This window comes from Cerasicoccus maritimus (genome assembly GCA_031296935.1).
Taxonomy (GTDB): Bacteria; Verrucomicrobiota; Verrucomicrobiia; order Opitutales; family Cerasicoccaceae; genus Cerasicoccus; species Cerasicoccus maritimus.
Window position 1 is genome coordinate 1 of the sequence record JAVDPD010000004.1, and the last position, 23,170, is coordinate 23,170.

At 57.2% G+C, this 23,170-nt stretch carries 22 protein-coding genes; 14 read left to right on the plus strand and 8 right to left on the minus strand.

Annotation, left to right across the window (positions count from 1 at the left end):
* Positions 1 to 99 precede the first annotated feature (99 nt).
* Positions 100 to 1,566: an excinuclease ABC subunit UvrC gene (locus RBB62_RS03105; protein WP_309396925.1), complete on the minus strand. Its 1,467-nt coding sequence runs from the start codon at positions 1,564 to 1,566 to the stop codon at positions 100 to 102.
* 159 nt (positions 1,567 to 1,725) lie between these two features.
* On the opposite strand from RBB62_RS03105, the gene RBB62_RS03110 reads away from it, so the two are divergent.
* From RBB62_RS03110 to RBB62_RS03125, 4 genes are all read left to right on the plus strand, one after another.
* Positions 1,726 to 3,072 carry a competence/damage-inducible protein A gene (locus tag RBB62_RS03110; protein ID WP_309396927.1) on the plus strand — a complete coding sequence of 449 codons (1,347 nt, stop codon included), beginning with the start codon at positions 1,726 to 1,728 and terminating at the stop codon, positions 3,070 to 3,072.
* A gap of 229 nt (positions 3,073 to 3,301) precedes the next feature.
* Entirely contained in the window at positions 3,302 to 4,885 is a 1,584-nt protein-coding gene (locus tag RBB62_RS03115) for a glycerol-3-phosphate dehydrogenase/oxidase (RefSeq protein WP_309396929.1), read from the plus strand.
* An 87-nt stretch (positions 4,886 to 4,972) separates the two neighbouring features.
* Positions 4,973 to 6,280 carry a PDZ domain-containing protein gene (locus RBB62_RS03120; protein WP_309396932.1) on the plus strand — a complete coding sequence of 436 codons (1,308 nt, stop codon included), beginning with the start codon at positions 4,973 to 4,975 and terminating at the stop codon, positions 6,278 to 6,280.
* A gap of 111 nt (positions 6,281 to 6,391) precedes the next feature.
* On the plus strand, positions 6,392 to 7,090 hold the full coding sequence (locus tag RBB62_RS03125; RefSeq protein ID WP_309396934.1) for a carbonic anhydrase: 699 nt from the start codon (positions 6,392 to 6,394) through the stop codon (positions 7,088 to 7,090).
* 54 nt (positions 7,091 to 7,144) lie between these two features.
* Here RBB62_RS03125 and RBB62_RS03130 read toward each other — a convergent pair whose 3' ends face one another.
* Together RBB62_RS03130 and RBB62_RS20240 are read right to left on the minus strand one after the other, a co-directional pair.
* Positions 7,145 to 7,669, minus strand: a complete 525-nt coding sequence (locus RBB62_RS03130) for a discoidin domain-containing protein (protein WP_309396936.1) — start codon at positions 7,667 to 7,669, stop codon at positions 7,145 to 7,147.
* 66 nt (positions 7,670 to 7,735) lie between these two features.
* Positions 7,736 to 9,454, minus strand: a complete 1,719-nt coding sequence (locus RBB62_RS20240; RefSeq protein WP_425499879.1) for an SDR family NAD(P)-dependent oxidoreductase — start codon at positions 9,452 to 9,454, stop codon at positions 7,736 to 7,738.
* A gap of 320 nt (positions 9,455 to 9,774) precedes the next feature.
* Here RBB62_RS20240 and queC point away from each other — a divergent pair, with 320 nt between their 5' ends.
* Both queC and RBB62_RS03145 read left to right on the plus strand, forming a co-directional pair.
* A complete protein-coding gene (gene queC, locus RBB62_RS03140) occupies positions 9,775 to 10,479 on the plus strand; it encodes a 7-cyano-7-deazaguanine synthase QueC (RefSeq protein ID WP_309396937.1) in 705 nt (234 codons plus the stop codon).
* Positions 10,476 to 10,910, plus strand: a complete 435-nt coding sequence (locus tag RBB62_RS03145; protein WP_309396939.1) for a 6-pyruvoyl trahydropterin synthase family protein — start codon at positions 10,476 to 10,478, stop codon at positions 10,908 to 10,910. Before queC ends, RBB62_RS03145 begins: the two co-directional genes overlap by 4 nt.
* 13 nt (positions 10,911 to 10,923) lie before the next feature.
* Here RBB62_RS03145 and RBB62_RS03150 read toward each other — a convergent pair whose 3' ends face one another.
* Complete coding sequence (locus RBB62_RS03150) at positions 10,924 to 11,418, minus strand: hypothetical protein (protein ID WP_309396941.1); 495 nt, start codon at positions 11,416 to 11,418, stop codon at positions 10,924 to 10,926.
* Between the two features lie 67 nt (positions 11,419 to 11,485).
* Here RBB62_RS03150 and RBB62_RS03155 point away from each other — a divergent pair, with 67 nt between their 5' ends.
* A complete protein-coding gene (locus tag RBB62_RS03155) occupies positions 11,486 to 12,136 on the plus strand; it encodes a 7-carboxy-7-deazaguanine synthase QueE (protein WP_309396943.1) in 651 nt (216 codons plus the stop codon).
* Between the two features lie 116 nt (positions 12,137 to 12,252).
* Here the strand turns inward: RBB62_RS03155 and queF are convergent, their stop codons facing one another.
* The 4 genes from queF to RBB62_RS03175 form a co-directional block, all read right to left on the minus strand.
* Complete coding sequence (gene queF / locus RBB62_RS03160; protein WP_309396944.1) at positions 12,253 to 12,624, minus strand: preQ(1) synthase; 372 nt, start codon at positions 12,622 to 12,624, stop codon at positions 12,253 to 12,255.
* Between the two features lie 63 nt (positions 12,625 to 12,687).
* Positions 12,688 to 13,485, minus strand: coding sequence for a LolA-like protein (locus tag RBB62_RS03165; protein WP_309396945.1), 798 nt, complete (start codon positions 13,483 to 13,485; stop codon positions 12,688 to 12,690).
* Between the two features lie 63 nt (positions 13,486 to 13,548).
* On the minus strand, positions 13,549 to 14,172 hold the full coding sequence (locus RBB62_RS03170) for a PEP-CTERM sorting domain-containing protein (RefSeq protein WP_309396947.1): 624 nt from the start codon (positions 14,170 to 14,172) through the stop codon (positions 13,549 to 13,551).
* Between the two features lie 22 nt (positions 14,173 to 14,194).
* A complete protein-coding gene (locus RBB62_RS03175) occupies positions 14,195 to 15,193 on the minus strand; it encodes a hypothetical protein (RefSeq protein ID WP_309396949.1) in 999 nt (332 codons plus the stop codon).
* Between the two features lie 464 nt (positions 15,194 to 15,657).
* Between RBB62_RS03175 and RBB62_RS03180 the strand changes: the two genes are divergently transcribed.
* The 7 genes from RBB62_RS03180 (at position 15,658) to sufT (ending at position 23,149) form a co-directional block, all read left to right on the plus strand.
* Positions 15,658 to 16,104, plus strand: a complete 447-nt coding sequence (locus tag RBB62_RS03180; protein ID WP_309396951.1) for a Fur family transcriptional regulator — start codon at positions 15,658 to 15,660, stop codon at positions 16,102 to 16,104.
* A 43-nt stretch (positions 16,105 to 16,147) separates the two neighbouring features.
* Positions 16,148 to 16,906: a Fe-S cluster assembly ATPase SufC gene (gene sufC, locus RBB62_RS03185; RefSeq protein ID WP_309396953.1), complete on the plus strand. Its 759-nt coding sequence runs from the start codon at positions 16,148 to 16,150 to the stop codon at positions 16,904 to 16,906.
* Between the two features lie 9 nt (positions 16,907 to 16,915).
* Positions 16,916 to 17,824 (plus strand): ribosomal protein L7/L12, encoded by a 909-nt coding sequence (locus RBB62_RS03190; RefSeq protein ID WP_309396955.1) that lies wholly within the window; start codon positions 16,916 to 16,918, stop codon positions 17,822 to 17,824.
* A 31-nt stretch (positions 17,825 to 17,855) separates the two neighbouring features.
* Positions 17,856 to 19,265, plus strand: coding sequence for a Fe-S cluster assembly protein SufB (sufB, locus tag RBB62_RS03195; RefSeq protein WP_309396957.1), 1,410 nt, complete (start codon positions 17,856 to 17,858; stop codon positions 19,263 to 19,265).
* 64 nt (positions 19,266 to 19,329) lie between these two features.
* Positions 19,330 to 20,667: a Fe-S cluster assembly protein SufD gene (sufD, locus tag RBB62_RS03200; RefSeq protein ID WP_309396959.1), complete on the plus strand. Its 1,338-nt coding sequence runs from the start codon at positions 19,330 to 19,332 to the stop codon at positions 20,665 to 20,667.
* A gap of 56 nt (positions 20,668 to 20,723) precedes the next feature.
* Positions 20,724 to 22,592: a mechanosensitive ion channel family protein gene (locus RBB62_RS03205; protein WP_309396961.1), complete on the plus strand. Its 1,869-nt coding sequence runs from the start codon at positions 20,724 to 20,726 to the stop codon at positions 22,590 to 22,592.
* Complete coding sequence (sufT, locus tag RBB62_RS03210) at positions 22,589 to 23,149, plus strand: putative Fe-S cluster assembly protein SufT (protein WP_309396966.1); 561 nt, start codon at positions 22,589 to 22,591, stop codon at positions 23,147 to 23,149. The genes RBB62_RS03205 and sufT overlap by 4 nt, the downstream gene beginning before the upstream one ends.
* Positions 23,150 to 23,170: the final 21 nt, after the last annotated feature.

A 23,170-nucleotide genomic window follows, 5' to 3' on the forward strand; every position in this document is an offset into this window, starting at 1 on the left:
TGAACATCGATGCCGAGCTTAACGGCCAGGTATTGTTTTTTGATCTATCATCGGTTGCCGGGGTGAGCAAGGGCTGGCCCCGGCTACTTCATGTTATCTCTAGTCCTTGCGCAAGAAGTCGTGCAGTTGGGCAGCCAATTTCGGCCCGATGCCGGGCGCGCCCTGTAGCTCCTCCACCGAGGCGTTACGCAGTTTCTCAAAGCTGCGAAAATGCTCCATCAACGCCTCCCGGCGGACCGGCCCCAAGCCCTCGAACTCATCGAGTACGCTCTCGCGGATCTTCTTGCTGCGCAGCTCGGCATTGAAGCTGTTGGCAAAACGGTGCGCCTCGTCGCGCAATCGCTGAAGCAGGTGCAGCGCGGGGCTGTAGTCGGGCAAATTGATCGACTCGCGGTCATCGCCAAAGACGATCGTTTCCTCCCGTTTGGCCAAGCCAAACAGCATCGGCGGCTCGATACCCAGCACCAGAAACGCCTTCATCGCGGCGTGGACCTGCCCCACCCCGCCGTCGATCACCACAATGTCCGGAAACTCCTTTTCCTCCTCATACAGACGACGGTAGCGGCGGCCCACGACCTCCTCCATCGCGCGAAAGTCGTCATTGCCCACGAAGCTCTTGATGCGGTAGCGACGGTAGTTCGCTTTGTCGGGCTTGCCGTCAGCAAAGCGCACCATCGAGGCCACCACGAAGCTCCCCGAAATGTGCGAAATATCAAAGCACTCCAGCGTGCGCGGGCGCCGTTTCATGCCAAGGACTTTTTTTAAGATGTCCGCCGCCTCATCCGCGCCTGGCATGGCCAGGCGGGGCTCCCGCACAAACCGGCGCTGCTGCCGCAGGGTCTTCTTGAGCGCAAACATCACGTCGCGCAGGTGGGCGGCTTTTTCAAAACGCTGGTCCGCGGCGGCCTGCTGCATCTCGGCTTCGATGTCCTTCACCCACTCACGCGTCTTGCCTTCCAAAAACGCCAAACCCGCCGTGACCCGCTCGTGGTATTCCTCGGTGGTCACGTCCTCGGTTTGACCATAAATCTCCGCGCGGGCGTCGTCATAAAGTCGCCAGCGACCGTCTTCCAATTTCTTCGGCTTGGCGTCGCCGAGCAGGATGCCAAAGCGCGTGCGCATTTCGGCCAGCGTCTTCCGCAACAGTCCACTATGCGCAAACGGCCCAAAGTAGCGAGCGCCGTCCTCCAGCTTGTTGCGGGTCAGGCGAAAACGCGGCAACTCGTTACTCACGTCCACCCGCACAAGGAGGAACTGCTTGTTATCGGTGAAGTCGGTGTTGTACTTCGGCTTGTATTGCTTGATCAGCTTGCCTTCGAGGAGGAGGGCCTCCTGCTCGCTGCGCACCTGGATGATGTCGAAGTCATGGATGAGATCGATCATTGCGACGACCTTGGGCTGGGCAATGGCCTGCTTCCGCGACGGCTGAAAGTAAGTCGACACCCGCTTTTTCAGGCTCTTGGCCTTGCCCACGTACAGCACGCCCCCGAAGCGATCCTTCATCAGGTAAACGCCGGGTCCGCTCGGCAAACGGCGGACCTTTTCCTTGAGCGTGCTGGAAATCATGGCAGGGTTCTTGCGTTAAAAAGAAATGAAGCTGACCCAAGAAAGTTACTTTCGCAAGTCGTCAAAGCATGGCCGAACTTCTCCCAAAAATCGGTCAACGGGTTGCACGATGCGGATTTCTCCTTTGACTATCAATAGCTACGCCAAAGTTATCTAACCATGCCCACTTCGACCAAAGTCGATCTCATCACGCTGGGTGACGAGCTTTTGCTCGGCATTCGCGAAAACGGACACCTCCACTATATTGGAGGTGAGCTGGCGCGCCACGGCCTGGCGCTCCGCCGCAACGTCAGCTGTCGCGACCTGCACGACGAAATCATTGAAGCCTTTGAGCAATCCTGGAAAACTGCGGACATCGTCATCACCACCGGCGGCCTCGGCCCAACCAGTGACGACAACACCCGCGAAGTCATTGCCGAAGTCCTCGGCCGCGAGCTGGAGTTCAACGCCGACATCGAGGCGCACATTCAGGCGCGCTTTGACCGCATTGGCCGCGTCATGTGCGAGAACAACCTGAAGCAATGCTACGTGCCGCATGGTGCAGAGGTGTTGCACAATCCGCATGGCACCGCCCCCGGCATCTATTTGAGATTGGGCGAAAAGCACCTGTTCATGCTCCCCGGCCCAGCCTCAGAGCTGCGCCCGATGTTCACCGAACAAGTCCTGCCGCGCATTTGCCAGGACGGCTTTTGCAGCATCGATGACGCCTACCTGCAAATTCGCACTATGGGCATTGGCGAAAGCGCGCTGGAAATTAAGCTGCGCCCGATCCTCGACGCCAACCCCGATGTCCACATCGCCTACTGCGCCCACCAAGGCATGGTTGACGTGCGGCTGAGCCAAGAGGGCAAGGAGGCGGATTACGCCCACCTGCGCGCCGTCGGCGACGAATGCCGCGAAGCGCTCGGCCATGACTTTGTGTGCTTCGGCCACTGCCAACTCGCGAAGTCCATCTTCAATTATCTACGCGCCCACGAGCGCACTTTAGCTGTAGCCGAGTCCTGTACCGGCGGCTTGTTGGCCAATGCGTTTACGGATATCCCCGGTGCAAGCAAGGTCTTCGCCGGCGGCATCGTCTGCTACAGCAATGAGTCCAAGATGGAGCTGCTCGGCGTGCCGGAGTGCATCATCCTACAGCACGGCGCCGTCAGCGCAGAGTGCGCAGTCGCGATGGCCGATGGCGCCGCCGAGCGCCTGGGCACTGACTACGCATTGTCCGTCACCGGTTTTGCGGGCCCCTGCGGCGGCACCGAGGAGAATCCCGTCGGCACGGTTTACATCGGCTACCACAGCCCACTCGGCACGTGGTGCATCCGCATGGTTCACCCGGGCGAACGCGTGACCGTCAAAGTGCGCGCCGTCAATCGCGCCTTGGACATCATGCGCCGTAAGCTCAACAAATACAACTTCTCCGAGGCCCTCGTGTGCGAATGCCATGAGCTCCGCGACGACGACGAAGAAGAAGAAGAAGCCGTCGAAGAAGAAATCGACAACCGGCGTTTTTAAATACAGCCTCAAGTCGTGCCAAAGCCATCGGTTAGCCGACCAGAACTCCCCCTCTGTCCTGAGTTAGACTCAAGCAGCAAACGCCGTTGGGGCGTTACTCTTCCTATGGCAGCTTTTTCTCAAAGGCATCATCTTCCCATGCTTAGGCTTTGTCCTCAGCGCACTAGTGATGGCTAATGCGAAAAATCTTTGGTAAAATAACCTACGAAATCCAACCCCCACTGACCCCATGAATCGCGACCTTGCCCTCGACAAACTCAAGAACCACGACGAGCCGTTCGACTTCGTCATCATCGGAGGCGGGGCCACCGGCCTCGGCTGCGCAGTCGACGCCGCCAGCCGCGGGCATTCCGTGGCGCTCATCGAGATGGCGGACTTCGCGCAGGCCACCTCCAGCCGCAGCACTAAGCTCGTCCACGGCGGCGTGCGCTACCTGAAGCAGGGCAATGTTTCGCTCGTTTTGGAGGCGCTCAAAGAGCGCGGCCGACTCTGCGAAAACGCCCCGCACCTCGTCAGCCATCAGGCGTTCATTGTGCCGATCTACAGCTGGTGGGAAGGCCCGTTTTACGGCATTGGCATGAAGGTTTATGACATGCTGGCTGGCCGACTCGGCTTAGAGCCTTCCGAGAACCTCAGCCGCGAAGAAACGCTGGAGCGCATCCCCACACTGGAGAAAGACGGTTTGCTGGGCGGCGTCATTTACTACGACGGCCAGTTCGACGACTCGCGACTCGCGGTGAATCTCGCGCAAACGATTTTCGACCAAGGCGGTATCGCCATCAACTACGTCAAGGCGGTCGGCCTCGAGAAGGAAGCGGGCATTATCTCCGGCGTCGAATGCGAGGACATCGAGACAAACGAACATTTCCACATCCGCGCGAAAGCGGTCATCAACGCGACCGGTGTTTTCACGGACAGCGTACGGCACCTCGACGATCCGAGCGCGCAAACGATGATCGCTGCGAGCCAAGGCGTGCACCTCGTGTTGCCCAAGGAATTCGTCCCCGGCGACGCCGCCGTGATGGTCCCGCACACCACCGACGGGCGCGTGCTCTTCGCCGTGCCGTGGCATGAGCACGTGGTCGTTGGCACGACCGATACGCCGCTGGACCACATCGACCTGGAGCCCCGCGCGCTCGAGGAGGAAATCGACTTCATCCTGGCCAACGCCGCCCAATACCTCGCCCGCGATCCGCAGCGCAGCGACGTGCTCAGCGTCTTTGCAGGCCTGCGTCCGCTCGTGAAAAGCGGCGGCTCGGGCAACACCGCGGCGATCTCGCGCGACCACACCATCGTCGTCGCCGACAGCGGCCTCGTCACCATTTGCGGCGGCAAGTGGACGACCTACCGCAAGATGGCCGAGGACTGCATCGACCACGCCGAGCTGATTGCCGGCCTCGAGCAGCGCCCTTGCGTCACGGCCGAATTGAAGATCCACGGCCACACCGATGCCCCCGCCACCGACCACCCGCTAATGAGCCTTTACGGCAGCGACAGTGTAGACATCCATGCCGGCAACGCCGCGCATCCCGAGCACGCCGCCCAGTTGCACCCCGATCTCCCCTACACGGTCGGCGAGGTCCACTGGGCTGTGAAACATGAGATGGCGCGCAAAGCCGAAGACGTCCTGGCCCGCCGCATGCGTGCGCTGTTTCTCAACGCCCAAGCCGCGCACGACAGCGCTCAAACTGTGGCTGAAATTCTGGCCGGCGAGCTCGGTAAAAGCGTCGGTTGGGCCGAAGCCGAAGCCCAGCGCTTCCGTAAATTGGCCAACGGCTACCGGGTGACACCGGAGCATCCGCAGAGAGATTAACAATCTCCAATCAATCGTTGGCTTAAAGTGATAGACATAGGCTGCGGAATCAGTATTCTGCGTCCAATCTCCCACTATCACCCAGCCATGAAACTCCGCTTACTCCTCCCCCTCACCTGCCTCGCTCTGTCCGCCCAAGCCGCCACGAACTGGCGCGAAGTCATGGGCCCCAGCGAAGGCACCATACCAGCACCATACCAGGAAAGCGTCGAATGGCGCGACGACCTCGACGCCGCATTCGTCGAGGCCAAGCGCGAAAACCGCCCGCTCTTCGTTACCTTTCGCTGCCCCCCCTGCGACCAATGCTCGTGGTTCGACGCCGTAGTCTTGCGCGGTAGCCAGCGCCTGACGCCGCTTTACCAGCAGTTCGTTACCGCGCGCATCACCGACGCCAAATACCTCGACGAGCGCGTGTTCAAGGTGCGCGAATTCCAGGACCTCGACCTCTCCTGGTGGGGCTACTTTCTCTCACCCGATGGCCGCATCTACGGTGTCTATGGCGGCAAAGATGAAGTCTCCGATCAGACCCGCATCAGCGAAGAAGGCCTTGCCAAGGCCATGGAACGCATCCTCGCCCATCACTATGATCCGCGCCGCCCGGCGTGGGACATCGATGGCGACGCGCCCAACCTCAGCGGCAACGCCCGCACCCCCTACGACTTCCCCGGTGCCAAGGCCTACCTGAGTGAACACCCCAAGCTTAAAGACCAGCCCTGTCTGCATTGCCACCAGGTCAACGACATCCTGCGCACCGAGAAAATGCAGTCGGCCGATTTCAACAAAGCCACCGATTTCTACGACTGGCCGTTTCCGGAAAATGTCGGCCTGGAGCTTGATGTCGACCAAGGCTTGCTCATCAAAACCGTTGAGCCCGGCAGCGCTGCCGACCAAGCCGGCCTTAAGCCCGGCGATACCCTTGTTGTGGCCGACGGGCGCAAACTCTTCAGCAGCACCGATTTTCGCGGGGCGCTTCACCGCGCGAGCAACGGCCCCGCCAAGATCGCGGTTTACTACAACCGCGGCGGCCAGCCAGCCCAAGCAGTGATCCAAACGGGCGAAGGCTGGAAAGCGACGAAGAACTACTGGCGCAAGTCGATCTACGATGGCCCCATCGGCCCGAGTCCGGGCTTTTTCCCGCTCAAAGGCCCCAATCAGGGCAAGGGCTCACTGTCACTCAAGGCCTACACCAGGGGTAAGCCGAACCACCCCGCAACCAAAGCTGGCCTGAAGCCGAACATGGAAGTCGTCGCCGTCGACGGCATGCGCGACGACCTCGACACTCGCCAGTTCATGACGTGGTTCAAGATGAACTACGCCGAGGGCGACAAAGTCACACTGACCGTCAAGCAAGGCGGCAAAGAGCAGGAGATCACCTACCGCCTACCGCGTAGCTAGGCTCGATTCTTTCGGGAATTTCAGCAGGGACATGGCATGGGCTCCACAGCTGGGGTATCTCTGGCGGACAAAGGGGTTGCGGCTATTTATCATAGCGAATACTTTGGACTCATGTTCAAAACTACTGTCTCTACGCTAGCCTGTGCGCTCATCGCCCTGCTCTGCGCCCAACCGCTATTTGCTCAAACGGCGCGCCGCGACACGACCTTAACCGTCGTCGACGGCGAAACCGCCCTCAAGCAACTCATGGACGGCAACGCCCGCTTCATCTCGGGTGATAAAATGAATCCCGACCGCGACAAGGCGGCCCGCGCCAAAGTCGCCACCAGCCAACGCCCGATGGCAATCATCCTGAGCTGCGCGGACTCACGCGTAGCGCCGGAGATCCTATTCGACGCCGGTGTCGGCGACTTGTTTGTCATCCGCCTAGCCGGCAACACACTAACCGAAGAAGGCCAAGCCAGCATGGAATACGCCGTGGCCGTCCTGCAATGCCAGCTGATCATGGTGCTCGGCCACGAAAGCTGCGGTGCCGTCGATGCCGGCATCAAAGCCTACCGCGATGGCGCGACTTTCCCTGGCTCCATCGACACACTGCTCGACAGCATTGAGCCCGCCGTGGCCATTGCCAGCGCCCACGGCGAGGTGACGCTCGAAGCCGCGATCGATGAAAACGTCCGCGTCGCCGCCAAGCACGTGGAGCTCGCGGGTACCATCCTCCCACGCGCAATTGCCGAAGGGAACCTCAAGGTAGTCGGCGGCGTTTACCACTTGGAAACCGGCAAAGTCGAGCTACTCGACCTCGACTAACCGCTCCCCATTTGCCCATTGGGCAAATCGACCAATGCAACCGGAGGTTGCTTGCTAGGCGGGTTCGTTGAAGTAAATTTCGATGATGTTCGTCCAGTCGGCGAACTTCTCGTTGCTGTTGCCGTGGCCGACGATCCGCAGCTGCTTGAGCTTGGTTTTCTTAAACTCAAAGACGGTTTGGTTCTCGCCTTCGCCGGGGTTTTTCACGCCCTTGGCCAGCATCTTAAATTTGCCGTTATCGCTCGTCGCCCCCAGAATATCGATCGTATAAACGCGGTCGAAGTGCTTGAAGAAAACAATCGTCACGCCGTCGAGCTCGACCTTTTTCGGAAAGGTAAAGGTGATCGTGGGCGGCTGCTCGGGCTCGCCCTCGGCGCCGGGCTGTTTTTCGCCACGCCAGGATGACTTGCCCGACACTTCGCCATCTATCGCCAAGGATGCCGGATAATCGCCCCAGCCGCCAGCGGCTTTTGACTCAGCATGGTTGGCCACGGCGGTGACCTGCGTTTTATCCAGCGCAAAGGCGGGCGTGAGGAGCACCGCCGCAGCGGCGAAGGAAACAATACGGGAAAACTTCATGGCAATAGTGGTTGTGGGTTACGCGCCGAAACGCATAACCCCTCTATTGCCACTTGGCGAGCCAGATTAAGACTCGCTCGGCTCAGTCGCTTTTTTAGCAGCCTTTTTAGCAGCTTTCTTGGTCGCCTTCTTGGCGGCTTTTTTCACGGCTTTCTTGGCTGCCTTCTTGGCCACCGCTTTCTTCGCGGCCTTCTTGGCAGCCTTTTTAGCGGCCTTCTTGGCAGGCTTTGGCTTCTCCTTGGCAGACTTCGGAGCGCTGTCTGCCTTAGGCTTTTCTGCCGCCGGTGCAGGCTTTGGAGCACTGTCGACCTTGGGCTTACTTTCCTTTGGAGCAGGCTTTTTGGCGGCGGGCTTCGGTTGCTCAGCTGGCTTTGCTTGCTCAGCAGACTTCGGCTTCACCAGCTCACTGGGCGAACGCGGCTGACGCGGCGTCTCGGACTCGCGAGGTTGGTCCGACTCACGCGGTTTGCGGTCGTCACGCTGACGGTCGTCTTGACGGCGATCTTCGCGCTTGGGCTGATCTCCCTGCGGCTTGCCCTCTTCGCGGTCGCCCCCCTGAGAACGATCTTGCTGGCCCTCGCCAGACTGGGATTGCTCCCCGCCCTGCTGGTCGCCCTGACCATCGCGGTTGCGACGATTGCGCCCACCACGGCGACGACGGCGGCGACGTTTTTTCTGATCTTCACCCTGGCCTTCGCCTGACTGCTGCTGATTTGCATCCTGCTCGCCCTGGCCTTCACCTTGCGAGTCATCCTGCGAATCATCGCCCTTGGGCTGCTGCTGATCACGGCCACGGTTCGAGCGGTCACGACCACCGCGGTCCTTTTGCTTCTGTTTGCGGTCGCGGGTGCGGTCGAGTTGCTTCTTGGCCTCCTCCTTCTGCTTTTTCATCAGGCGGCGGGACTCTTCGAGCAGCTCGTCGAGCTCGTCATCTTCATCCCATTCATCCTCGTCCCAATCGTCGTCCTCACCGGGAGGCGGGGCGTCGGCCGGGCGTTGACGCGGCGGCGTGTAGATGAGCTCGGGCTCGACAGGGAAATTCTTGCGCTCGGGCAGCTGCACTTGGTGAGCGGCCTTGGGCAGCGGGGAAACGGCGACCGGAATCTTCGGCTCTTCGCGCGTGCCCTGCGGGCGGACAACGATCTGGCTGACGCAGTTGTTCTCCTTAAAGCGGAGAACGGTCTCCACAGCCTCCGCGAACAGCGCATACTCGATGTCGCTCTGCGGCTCCATTTGGATGCGCGCCTTCGGGTCGGGCTCGCCAGCGTTGAGCTGCGGGTAAAGCGTGCTGACTTTCACACCCGTGTCGCGGACCTCTTCGAAGAGCTGTTGCCCGAAGAAATGCAACCCTCCTTGCGCGGCAGCGGCCGTGGCGCAGCTCGCCGGGCCTTGGCCGTTGTAGGCGATGTTGATCACGTAGCCGTGATATTTGATGAGCGTCGGCAGCGCGAGGCGCGTCAGGTAAACGGCGCTGAGCAACTCCGTTTGCAGCGCGTATTCGATCTCCTCCAGCGGCGTAGCCTCGAAGGCCTCGACCGGCTGGTGGCGCGCGGCGTTGACGACCACGTTGATCATCGGGTTACGCGCAATGATCTGCGCATAGGCGCTTTCGAGCTCCGCGCGAGACGTCAGGTCGACGCTCACGCCGATGAAGTCCGGATGCTCGTAAGGGCACTTCGAAAAGTCCTGAGCGAATCCGTAAACACGAAATCCGAGTTGAATTAATTTCCGGGCGATCTGCAGGCCAATGCCGCGCTCGGCGCCGGTCACAAGTGCTATGTCCATGGGTTTGTTTTATGATCGCTCAATCACAACGCGGGCCAATCGGCGGGCCAGCGCAGTCGTTGCGCGGCGGGCCAGACAAGTGGCGGAGTAGCTGTTTTGAGCAATTGAAAGTGGTGGTGTGCAATGCAATCGAAGGCGCTAGGAAAGACGCAGACCCCGCCGGGCGCAAGACTGGATACAGGGTATTTACTGGCAGCCCAACCCATACCCCACATCAGCTTTTCGATGGACAAACTTACCCAATCGGCGCAAGTTATGCGCTACCCTGCTAAGCCATTCCCAGGGAAACGCCAATCACGGCATAAATACTGAATGCGCTCATGAAGTCTGTAATCATCTATTCCGGAGGCCTCGACTCGACCGTCCTCCTTTACCACCTTCACGCCGCCGGAGCAGACCTCGCCGCGCTCAGTGTGAACTACGGCCAACGCCACTCGCGCGAGATCGATTGCGCGAAAAAGAACTGCGCCGCGCTCGGCATCGAGCATCGCGTGGCCGACCTGACCAGCCTCGCGCCGCTGCTCGGCGACAACAGCCTGACGGACCACAACACCGCCGTCCCCAAGGGACACTACACCGAGACCACGATGAAGGCCACCGTCGTGCCCAACCGCAACATGATCATGCTGTCCGTCGCGACGGGCTGGGCGATCAGCCGCCAGGCCGACAACGTCGCCTATGCCGCGCACTCCGGCGACCACGCCATTTACCCGGACTGCCGACGCGAGTTTGCCGACGCGCTCGACCAGGCCATCCAGCTCGCCGATTGGCACCAGGTGAAACTTTACCGCCCGTTCGTCAGCTGGACCAAGGCCGACATCGCCAAGCGTGGCGAAGAACTCGGCATTCCCTTCGCCGACACCTGGTCGTGCTACGAAGGAGGCGAAAAACACTGTGGCTGCTGCGGCACCTGTATCGAACGACGCGAAGCATTTTACCTGGCCGAAGTCGACGACCCGACGCCTTACGAAGACAGCGCCCCGACCGTCGACGAGCTCATTCAACAAGCCTGGAGACTCTCATGATTACCTGCCGCAAAACTTACCTGGACATCCCGTTTGGCCACCGCCAGCCGTTTCACGACGGCCATTGCAAGTTCATCCACGGACACAACTGGTCCATCACGGTGACCTTCGGCTGCGACGAACGCGATATCAACGGCTTCGTGGTCGACTACGGCAAGCTCGGCTTCCTCAAGCAGTGGATCGACGAAAACCTGGACCACGCCTGCGTATTTCGCAAAGACGACCCGCTGCTCGACACGCTGGTCAACGCCGCGCCCGAAGCCTGGAAAGTTTTCCTGGTCGATGACTGCTCCAACGAAGGCTTGGCCGTGCTGGTATTTGAAGAGTTCGACAAACTCGTGCGCGCAGAAACCAATGGCCGCGCCTGGGTGACGGAAGTCGAGATCGAGGAAGACAGTAAAAACTCGGCGAAGTATGCGCCGAAATTTTAGTCACTCTTGCCGCTTAGACGGTCTTGGCGGCTTTTTCCTGCTTGTGCTCCAGCTCCACGCGGAGCACTTCCAACTCTTGCGCCTTGTTCATCAGCGCCTCTTCGGACTCCTGCAGGTAGCGATCACGCTCCTCCAGCTCTTCCTTACGCGCTTCGTATTGCTCGTTGAACGTCGTAAATTCGCGCAAAATATCGACGATCCGGTGCGCGTCAGCGAGGTCCTTTTTCAACTTGGACATTTCGCCAAGCATCGTCTCAATCGGGCCTGCCGGGCGGAAAGGATTTTTCTCCCCTTCGACTTCTTCGTCGGTCAGCAGGATCCACTCCGCGTCATCGCCCGCCATATCTTCATGGAGGAAACAAATCTCCCAGTCTGGATATTTCTCACTGAGCGCCTTGATGTCGGGCATCGTCTGGGTTTCGTCCAGCACGTTTTCACCAACAGCAACCCACCAGCGATCTTGCTTTCTCGCGGTTTTAAGAAATTTCTTGAGCTGAGGAATAGTCATCGAGATTACTTGGAGATTATGGGGCAAACTAGTTGAATGTCTAGCCCTACCACCTGTAAAGCCAATTATGACATTCAGTTTACAATTACAGAAAACCTACTACCCGACAGTAGAGTACTTTGGGACCTTTCAAGGTGAGGGCTGCCACAGCGGACGCTCGGCGTTCTTCATTCGCACCTATGGATGCCCGGTCCATTGCCCCTGGTGCGACTCCGCCAACACTTGGCATCCCGACCATCGACCGAAAAATGTGCCCAAAATGTCCGCCGCCGAGCTGATTGAGTTGGCCATCGCCAACAAGCCGGATTTCGTGGTCATCACCGGCGGCGAACCGGCAGTCCACGACCTCGCCCCCCTGACTACCGGACTCCGCGAAGCCGGCCTCCGCGTGCACATCGAAACCAGCGGAACCTTCCCCCTCAAGGGTGACTTCGACTGGGTCACCGTGAGCCCCAAGCTTTACAAAGACCCGCTGCCCGAGCTAATCCAACGCGCCGACGAGCTCAAACTAATCGTTGAAAACGCCGACAGCATAACCTACTGGGAGGAAAAGCTCGGCGACGAGCTAGCCCGCAAAGATCGCCATGTGTGGCTCCACCCCGAGTGGGGCCAACGCGAAAACCCGGACATCCTCGCACTCATTGCCGATACCGTGCACGAGCGCGGCGCGCCCTTCCGCGCCGGCTGGCAGCTACACAAGCTCTACCGGGTTCTGTAGAACGTTCGCAGGTGTGTAAGTGTGTATTGAGTAGGCTGAACAACGAACATGGTCCGCGAACCGAATCGGCATTAATCAACCTACACACCCTTCACACTTATACACCCTATGCACCTTTAACCGAAATACGGCGGGATCGGCCCTTTGTAACCGTCCTGCGCATCCTCAGCAACCAGCGTCGAGCGAATGCCGCCACGGCCGGTCCAAATCGTCTCCAGGCGCATCCAACGCGGCTTGGTCAGCTTCCACATTTCGTCGAAAATGGCATTCGTCACGGCTTCGTAGAAGATGCCCTTGGTGCGGAAATCCTGCAGATAGAGCTTGTAAGCCTTCAGCTCCACACACACCTCCTCGGGCACGTAAGTCAGGACGATGGTCGCGAAATCCGGGTGCCCAGTCTTCGGGCACAGCGAGGTAAATTCCTCCGCAACATGCTGGATGATGTAGTTACGCGCCGGCGTCGGATTGGGAAAGGTTTCGATGTCCATAAGCACGGAGATAGCCACTGCGGTTCGGGAAGCAAATTTAAAATGCTTCCTAGCAGCACCCGATCAATACTCACCAAGCGGCGAAAACATCGATTCCGGAAACGAATCTACGACCTCCACCCGATCGATGTGCAGCTCGTATTCAACAACATTTTTTCCCAGGTGCTGGATCACATATGGTATCTGCAAGCCATCCACGACCCGGTAATCATCATAGAGGACCGTCTTAAATTCAAACTCCGCGTCATTGTGATCACTTTTCACCTCACGCCGAATCAAGAAAGTATCTGGATCGAGCCAATAGTGAATGACATTCACGCCATTCACGGTCACCTCGATGCCCTTATTACCACTAGAATCATCAGACAGCATTTGATACTCAATGCGCCCCTTCTGGTCCGACTCGATCAGATAATTGAAGATCGAGGCGCTCAGTCGGGTCGCTTCGCTACTGGCAATGCCCATAGGAATAACCTGAGGTGCCTCACCGAGCTTAGTAACTATATTCCAGCCCTCTCTGCCATTAAACAACTGAGTAAAGGATACACGTTGGGATTGAAGCACTACGCGTAAAAACGCTGGACGCATTTTCTGAATCACAATTCGACTTTCGCCATCTGCGTCGATGTAGCGTCCTGCTAGTTGAATCGCCTGAACCTCTTCACTGGAAACACCAACCAGCATAGCCTTGCGATGCTCCGCGATCAATTTCACCACCTCGGTATCAAGGGCCGATTCATTCACGCTCGGCCCCTCAAAGTTCAAATCATCAGGATCAAAACCAGCCCACACACCAATACCCCATCCCACATGCGAACAAAGCAGAGCTAAAAGCAGCAGGCAGCGAGACAACGAATTCATGAGTTTATAAAAAGGCCTTCCTCATCAAAAAGGAAGGCCTTAAGAAATATCCTAAACGAAAGACTACTTGAGGCGACGGCGCTGGAAGACCCAACCAAGCGTCGCGACACCAAGGAGCAGAGCGTAAGTCGATGGTTCAGGAACTGCTTGGAGCTGGCCAATGCCAGTTTCGGAATTGAAAGTACCATACCAAGTAGCTACCAAGTCCGCAGCAAAATCAAGCGATTGGCTAGTCGATGGCACCTCACCTGAAACCAAATTTGGCATTTGAAAAATGCCGTATTCGGTAGCGGAGGAAGCAACAGAATTATTGAATGCCCAAACATAGATTGCAGGTTGAGTTCCACCTGCATCCTCTACTGTACCGGAAGCAGCAAAAGTGCCAGGCAAACTACCCCCAGGGTTAAAAATAGTTGTAGTCAACATCTGTGAACTACCCTGGAAGATACCACTATCATCAAAGTAGCCAAAATTGGCACTTAGAACACTAAAGTTAGTGACATTTGCAGAAATATCGAAGCCAGTATCAAATGAACCAATCCATACGACACTACCGTCAGATAAAAAGCTTGAAGAACTGTCCTGCAAGGAAGATGCCCCAGCAACACTGAGCGATATGTCAATAGCACTAACATTAATGCTAGCCGCTAAAAGTAAGGTGACCGGTGTAAGCTGCTTGATTCTCATTTGAATATAGGGATGTAGAAAATTAGTTTACCGATACGGCACTTTCAGAAATGACAGTATCCACAGATTTACGCTGGATCACTATGGCAGCATCAGCAGGAATTAAAACATCAGAAGCATCACCGGTAAAAGGAGCGGAACTTGGAGTCCATCGCGAATAAATACTACTGTAAAAGTATAGATCCAGTCGGTTCTCGCTACTATTCCAGACACCAATCTCATCAGAACTGCCACCGGTACTACCAGAGGTAAGATCATTTTCCCAACCAGTTTCAGCTAAAGTAACATCGATCGGCTTCTTGTTATCGTAAAAATTATATCCAGTATAGACTTGGGCTTGACTAACGCCCGTCTTGACCGCCCCCGACAGGACGAGATCCAGCGTTCCTGCCCCCTTACGATAGATTACAACACCTTGATCTGAATAAACAATTTCATCAGATGAATCTTCCGTAAATGGCGCAGAGCTAGGGGCCCAGCGATTGTAGATCGTGCTGTAAAAGTAGGTGTAAAACTTCTGCTCACTTGGGCTCCAAAGTCTAACCTCATCCGCAGCCCCAGCAGTACTACCGCCCAGCAATCCCGCCGAGTTATTTTCACCAAATAGGCTGGAGAGTGTTGCGTGTTCGCGGATGGTGAAGGTTTCGTCTCCTTCGAGCGAATAGGAGGAGATGTCATCCGCCAAAGTCAATTGGGTCGCGGTGTTGGAAACAATGTCCACCATCAGGCCTTCACCCAAGCCCGTGTCGCCAGTGCCAGCTGAAGTGATCTCGACAAAGTAGTTGGTCGCAAATTCATCAACCGTCCAACTAGCAGTGGAGCAGTCTAATGTCGTAGCGCTGCCACCCGTTGCCTGCCCAACAAATGCCGGCGAATTGACAAAAGGAACCGAAATAAAATTGTAGCTGTCGTCGCCTTGAATCGTAACCACAATACCGCCCATGACATCCGTCGTGGCGGCGTGGGAAGAGACAGCAAGCGTGAGGCTTGCTAGAAGAGCAAGAGGGGAAAAAACTTTCATACAAGACTGGGCTGGAAATGGCATTAGGCAGTAAATAGGTTTATTTTTCAAGACTATTGTATCAGGTAAACCTAAAGCTAGAATTAATAAGTGCAGAAAAATTCCCTTTTTACGAATTTTTATCCACGCAACAGTAAAGGGCTCCGACTCGTTGCCACACAGCGCCGATCATCCAGCTGCCGCAAATTGGCAACAACACGCCAAACCCTTGATACGAACGATGCTAAGGAATGACACAGCCTGTGCTAAACCGTTGTTCAGGCCGTGCTTAACCGTTGTTTCGCCAGTGCTAAAGGGTTGTTCTGAACGCGCAAACGCCAAACCAGCAGAAAGGCACCGCCGAGCCCCAACCTGCGAATAGACCGTGCAAGCACCAGCGATACGTCCGCAGCCCGCTAATTGGAATGAAATTAGTTCTCAAATAGAGTTGATTTTTGGAATCATTCCAATTTAGTTTTGAGATAATGATCAATTTAAACGACACCGCCAAGGCCAACCTCGATGAAGCGCTCGCCAACAGTGGCCTCCGCTCCACGCGGCAGCGCGAGCAAATTTACGCGGTGTTACTCAAGCGACGCGACCATCCCACGGCCGACGAAGTTTACGCCCGCGCCAAGGAGGTCATGCCGACCATTTCCCTGGCCACGGTCTATAATTGCCTCGAAACCCTCGTGGACTGCAATTTGGTCAAAAAGCTCAACTACGAGCGCGAACCCAGCCGTTTCTGCCCGAACGATGGCGAGCATGCGCATTTTCTCGACGAAGCCAATGGCCGTGTCTACGACATCCTGCTGCCCGAAGATTTTCAGTCCATGGTCTCCAAGATTCTGCCCCGCGGATTCGAGGCCAAGAAGGTCAAACTGACCTTCACTGGCTACGCCCCAAACGACCTGGACACCAACTCCTTGTAGCGCCGAAAACTTTCCAAACCACCGAATTTTAAAAGAAAAAGTCATGTCACTCGAAATCAAAAACCTGAACGTCAACATTGGCGAAAAGCAGATCCTGCGCGACTTCTCCCTGGAAGTGCCCGCAGGCCAAGTCCACGCAATCATGGGCCCGAATGGCACCGGCAAGAGCACCCTCGCAAAGGCGCTCGCTGGCCATGAAGATTACGAAATCAGCGGCGGCGAAGCCCTGCTCGACGGCGAAAACGTCGTCGGCATGGAGCCGGACGAGATTGCCCGCCTCGGCCTGTTTGTGGCGTTCCAATACCCGGTGGAAATCCCCGGCGTGACCATCGCTAATTTCATCCGTGCAGCCCTGCAGGCGCGCCTGCCCGAGGGCGAAAAGATCGTCGCGACGGACTATTACAAGACCCTCCGCGCCTACATGGACGAGCTCAAGATTGACCGAGCTTTCTCCGCGCGCAACGTCAACGAAGGCTTCTCCGGCGGTGAAAAGAAGCGCTGCGAGATCCTTCAAATGAAGATGCTCGACCCGAAATACGTCATCATGGACGAAACCGACTCCGGTCTCGACATCGACGCGCTCAAGATCGTCGCCGAAGGCGTCAACAACATGCGTTCGCCCGACCGCGGCTTCCTCGTCATCACCCACTACCAGCGCCTGCTCGACTACATCGTGCCGGACGTAGTCCACATCATGTGGGATGGCCGCATCGTCAAGACTGGCGACAAGAACCTGGCCCTCGAAATGGAAGAAAAGGGCTACGACTGGGTTAAAGAAGAGCTCGCCACGGCTGGCGCGTAAGGAATTTTCATGGTCGAAAGCGTCCAGTTTATCATCCTATTCATCGTCACCAGCATGGGGACGATGGGCGACGGCGGGAAACCAACCGGCGTCTGGATGGAGGAAGTCACCACGCCTTACTACGAGTTTAAAGACGCGGGTTACGAAGTGGTGGTCGCCTCCCCCGAGGGTGGCGTGATGCCGATTGATCCCCGCAGCATGGAAGGCCGCGGCATCACGTGGTCGGTCAAGCGCTACCAGGATGACGAACAGGCCCAGGCGGTATTCGCCAACACCGTCAAGCTGGACGACGTGGTCGGCAACGACTACAGTGCCGTCTTCCTGCCCGGCGGCCATGGCCCGATGTGGGACTTGGCCAACAACCAGCAAGTCGGCATGATCGTGGTCCAGCACTACGCGCTGGGCAAGCCTGTCGCCGCGGTTTGCCACGGCCCAGCAGGCCTGCTGACCGCCACCGACGACTATGGCGGCTGGATTTTCCGCGACAAGGAAGTCACCGGCTTCACCAATGCCGAGGAAGCCGCCGTCGGCCTGACCGACGAGATGCCTTTCTTATTAGAAGACAAGCTCGTCGAACTGGGCGGCAAATTCGTCCGCGTCGAGAAATTCCAACCGAACGTGATCGTCGACGGCAATTTAATTACCGGCCAAAACCCGGCCTCCGCCGCGATCACCGCTGAAGCCGTGATCGCTCACTTAGGCGAGTATAACATCATTTTGAAATCTTTCGGCGGTAATAAAATTGCGACGATTAAAGCCATTCGCGAAATCACCGGATTAGGCCCGCGTGAGGGCAAAGACATTGGAGATAATGCGCCGGCGGCAGTCGTCGAGGGAGTAAATCTCAGACGAGCCATTGAAATTGAAAAAAAGCTGAAAGCAGCCGGCGCCACGGTTGAACTGAAAGCATCCAAGTAAGCAACATTTAAGATCCAACGAGGAGCACACCATGAGCACCGAGACACCCGAAATCAACATCGACCGCAGCAAGGGCGACTTCTCCTTTGCCGAAGACTACAAGTACGACGCCGGCATCGGCCTCTCGCCCGACACCATTGACTACATTTCCAACGTCAAAGGCGAGGATGCCTGGGTGAATGAATACCGCCAGAAGGCGCTCAAGATTTTCCAAGACAAGCCCATGCCGACGCACTGGGCCAGCGACGACCTCAACACCATCAAGTTCGAAGACGTCCGCTACTATTTGTCCAAGGGCCAGAAACCGTCCCGCACTTGGGACGACGTGCCCGACGACGTGAAGCAGACCTTCGAGCGCCTCGGCATCCCCGAGCAGGAACGCGCGTTCCTCGCCGGCGTCGAAGCACAGTTTGACTCCGAGGCCGCCTACTCCCGCATGAAGGAGGAGATGGAAAAGCTCGGCGTGATCTTCGTTGGCCCGCATGAAGGCCTCCACGAGCACCCGGAAATCTTCAAGAAGTTCTTCGGCAAAGTCATCCCCATCGGCGACAACAAGTTCTCCGCGCTCAACAGCGCCTGCTTCTCCGGCGGCAGCTTCATCTACGTCCCCCCGGGCGTGAAGGTTGCCCAGCCGCTCCAGGCCTACTTCCGCATCAACGCGGAAAATTTCGGCCAGTTCGAGCGCACGCTGATCATCGCCGACGAAGGCTCCGAGGTCATGTATATGGAAGGCTGCACGGCACCGAAGTTTGAGACCGCCACTCTGCACGCCGCCGTCGTGGAGCTCGTCGCTCTCAAGGGCGCGAAGATCCAATACGTCACCGTGCAAAACTGGTCCAACAACGTCTTCAACCTCGTCACCAAGCGTGGCATGGCCGAAGAAGACGCCGAGATCCGCTGGATCGACTGCAACATCGGCAGCCGCCTGACCATGAAATACCCGGGCGTCGTGCTCAAGGGCGAGCGCGCCCGCGGCGAAGTCATTTCCATCGCCTTGGCCAACGACGGTCAGCACCAAGACACCGGCGCGAAGATGATCCACGCCGCCTCGAACACGACTTCGAACGTTATTTCCAAGTCCATCTCGATCGGCGAAGGCCGCAGCACTTACCGCGGCCAGGTCAGCATCCCGAAGCGTCTCTCGAATTGCAAAAACAACACCGAGTGTGACGCGTTGCTGATCAACACCAACTCCCGCACCGACACCTACCCGGCGATCACCGTCCGCGGCGACCACAACTCCGTCCAGCACGAAGCCAGCGTCTCCAAGGTCAGCGCCGAGCAGATCTTCTACATGCAGCAGCGCGGCTTGGAAGAAGGCGAAGCGATGTCGCTCGCCGTTAACGGCTTCGTCAACGACCTCGTGCGCGAATTCCCGATGGAATACTCCGTCGAGCTGAAGCGCCTGATCGACCTCGAAATGGAAGGCTCGGTGGGCTAATCAAGCACCGGTTTCAACCAACCGGTTTCTGCATTCTGAATTCTTAATTTTGCATTTACCAATCATGTCAGTCGCCACGACCACATCCGACACCGAAAAATTCAGCGAGGAAAACTTCCGCCACCACCTCGATGCGTTCTGGTTGAACGTGCCCTGGGTGCAGGAGCTCAAGCAGCAAAACTGGAAGACCTACCAGGAGCTACCGCTGCCCACCCGCAGCGACGAGCGCTACCGCTTCTCCGACCTGCGCAAGCTCAAGCTCGACGGCTACCGCCCCGCGCAAGAGCCCACCGAAGCCCAAAAGGCCGACGCCATCGCGCGCAGCAATCTCGTTGGCGAACCCGCCGGTAAAGTAGTCTTTGGAGACAACTTCCTGCTCGAGTTCGAAGGTCTCAGCGAAGAGCTCAAGGCCAAGGGCGTCATCTGGATGCCGCTCCAACAGGCTGCCATTGAGCACCCGGAGCTCGTGCAGAAGTATTTCCTTGAGGAAGAAAACCAGCTCGGCTCGGAAAAGCTCCTGGCCCTGCACAATGCGTTCTTCCACGGCGGCAGCTTCCTCTACGTGCCCAAGGGCGTCGAGATCGAGCAGCCTATCGCGGCCTACTATTGGTCCATCGAATGCGGCGAAGCCATTTTCCCGCACACCCTGCTCGTCGTCGAAGACAACGCCAAGGTCGACTTCGTGGACTACTACGGCAGCCTCGATACCGGTTGCTGCTCCACCCTCTCCTGCGGCGTGGGCACCATCTACGCCGGCCAGGGCGCGCAGGTCTTCCGCAAAATCGTGCAGAATTTCAACGAGGAGGCCCTGTCCTTCCAGTTGGAAGCCAACATCGCCGACCGCGACAGCCAGGTGAAGACCATCGCCGTCAACCTCGGCTCCAAGTATGCGCGCTTGCAGAACCACACCCGCATCGTTGGCCCCGGCGCTGACGTGAAGATGTATGGCCTGACCGTTTCCAAGGACGAACAGGAGTTCGACCAGCGCACGCTGCAAATCCACGAAGCGCCACACGCCGTCAGCGACCTGCTCTTTAAGAACGCGCTGCTCGACAGCTCGCGCACGATCTTCTCCGGCTTGATCAAGGTGGCCAAGGATGCCCAGCAAACCGACGCCTACCAAACCAACCGCAACCTCCTGCTCTCCAAAACCGCCGAGGCCAACAGCCTCCCCGGCCTGGAGATCGAGGCCAACGACGTGAAGTGCTCCCACGGCGCCACCACCGGCCAGGTTGACGAAAGCGAACTCTTCTACTTGATGGCGCGTGGCATTCCACGCCAAACCGCCTATCAGTTGCTGGTCTTCGGCTTCTTCGAGGAAATCGTCGAAAAAATCAGCAACGAAGAGCTCCGCGAAAACGTCCGCAAGCTCGTGCAGGCGAAATTTGGCAACGAAATGTAGTTCAATTTACAATCAGATTTGATTTTAGCGCAAACGCCCCTTACCGTCGATACGGTATGGGGCGTTTTCATTTTTATTACTTTATTTTTGGCCTACTGCTAGCCATACGGCTGACAGCGCAAACCAACACTTCTGAGGATTACAATCCGGTTACACCACTGGAAGACCCAAGCCCGATTCAGAACATATTGGACGAGTTAGCCGCCGAGCCCGACCAAACGACACGCGAGTTCATTTTACATCCACCCAATACCAGCAGTCCGCGGGACACGATGATCAGCTTCATGAAGATCACCCAGCGCTTCTATGATCTGATCTCCGACGACGATTACTCACAACAGGACCGCATCGAAGTCTTCTATCTCTTTGAGCAAGTAGAAGACTTTTTTGATCTGCGGCAAATAGCCCCCTCCCTTCGCGCCGATTACGCAACCGCCAGCGCAATCTACTTACGCGAAACCATCGACCGCATTGGGCTCCCTCCAGTTGAGGAGATTCCCGACGAAGAGACCATGTATATGGCTATCGACAAAGGCTTCCCCGCCCGCTGGCAAGTACCGGAAACCCCTTTTGAAATCATTCGCGTTGATGAAGGCGAAAACGCCGGCCACTACGTATTCAGCGATGAAACACTACGCGAAGTTCGCCCCCTCTTTAAAGAAGTCCGCAACCTGCCCTACAAATCCCGCGCAGCCGAAGACTTTTACTATTACTTTTTCCTAACACCCAATCCAATCATCCCCAAGGAGTGGATTAACTCCCTGCCCGATTGGGCGCTGGAAGACTTTGCCGAACAAACCGTATGGCAGTGGGCATGTATGATAATTGTGATGCTGATCGCGCTGATCGGTGTAATCGCGATTTATATTGTCGTGAGGCGAGTAGGCAAAAAGTTGAAAGACAAAACTCGTCACGCGTTGAGCCTGACCACTCCCATCGGTGCCATCATTGCTGCCTACATTACTTACGACATCATCGACGATAAGATCTTCATAACTGGAGAGGTATTTCAGATGACCGTCTACGTCATCTATTCCATCATACTAGCGGCCTCCATCACCATGACGTTTATGCTTGGCACCCTGCTAGCAGATATCGTCGGCGGCTCCGAGCGCCTGGAAAACAGGAGCTTCGACGCACAGCTAACACGGATCGGCGTTCGCATCCTCAGCATCATCGTCTGCCTGGCAATCCTGATCCGTGGTCTTCAGGAAATCGGTTTCTCGCTGGCAACCGTGGTCGCCGGCGCGGGCGTCACTGGCCTCGCCGTCGCTTTGGCGGCGCAAAGCACACTGCGCAACATATTCGGCAGCTTAATGCTGCTATTAGACAAACCATTTCGAGTAGGCGACCGCGTAAAAATAGGCGCAGTCGATGGCGCAGTCGAGGAAATCGGCCTGCGCTCAACGAAAGTTCGCCTGCTCACTGGTCATGTTACCAGCATTCCCAACGACAGACTTGCCGACGTCGAAATCGAAAACGTTGCCCGGCGCCCCTACATTCGACGCGTGTCAAACATCACCATCACCTACGACACGCCACAGGAGAAAATCCCACTGGCGGTAGAGATCATCCGAGAAGCATTATCTGTCCCCGAAGATTACTTGCCAACCGATGGTAACACCCACCCCAACGATCCCATCAACCGCCCAATGTTCCCGCCACGGGTATTCTTCAATGAGTTCAATCCCGCTTCGCTGAATATCCTCATGATCTACTGGTACCACCCGCCCGCTTACTGGGATTTCCTCGAATTTAGCCAGAAGGTTAACGAGGAAATCATACGGCGCTTCAGCGAAGCAGGCATCGAATTTGCATTCCCCACTCAGACGATTCATCTTGCGGGCGAAAAGGTAACACCATTTCCTCAAATCGAGGCTGATACCACCGAGAAAAATCCAACATCAGACAACTCACCAACATGAGCGCCAATAACCAACGAGTCCTCTCTCGGGACGTCGAAGCCACGGTCATCCCGGCCGGGGATAAAGTAACGCTGCCTGCCGGATCCAAGGTGGACATCACGCACCGCCTGGGCGGCAACTTCACCGTGGTCTGTGACTACGGCATGTTCCGCATCCTCGGCGCCGACGCCGAAGCACTCGGCGAAGAGCTCCCTGAGACCGCGGCCCAAGCCGAAGCCGGCAGCGCCGCGGGCGACCACTCCGGCCCACCCGCCGAAGACGCAATCTGGGAAGCATTGAAGTCCGTTTACGACCCGGAAATTCCGGTCAATATCGTGGACCTTGGTCTGGTTTACTCCATGGAGATCATGGAAGAAGCAGAGCAGTATCACGTGTCCGTGCAAATGACCCTGACCGCCCCCGGTTGCGGCATGGGCCCGGCCATTGCCGAGGACGCCAAGGGCCGCGTCGAGTCCGTGCCCGGCGTCACCTCCGCCCAGGTCGACATCGTGTGGGATCCCCCCTGGACACAGGACATGATCTCCGAAGAAGGCAAAATGGAGCTCGGCCTGATCTAAGGCCGCTGATCCTTCCTTCTT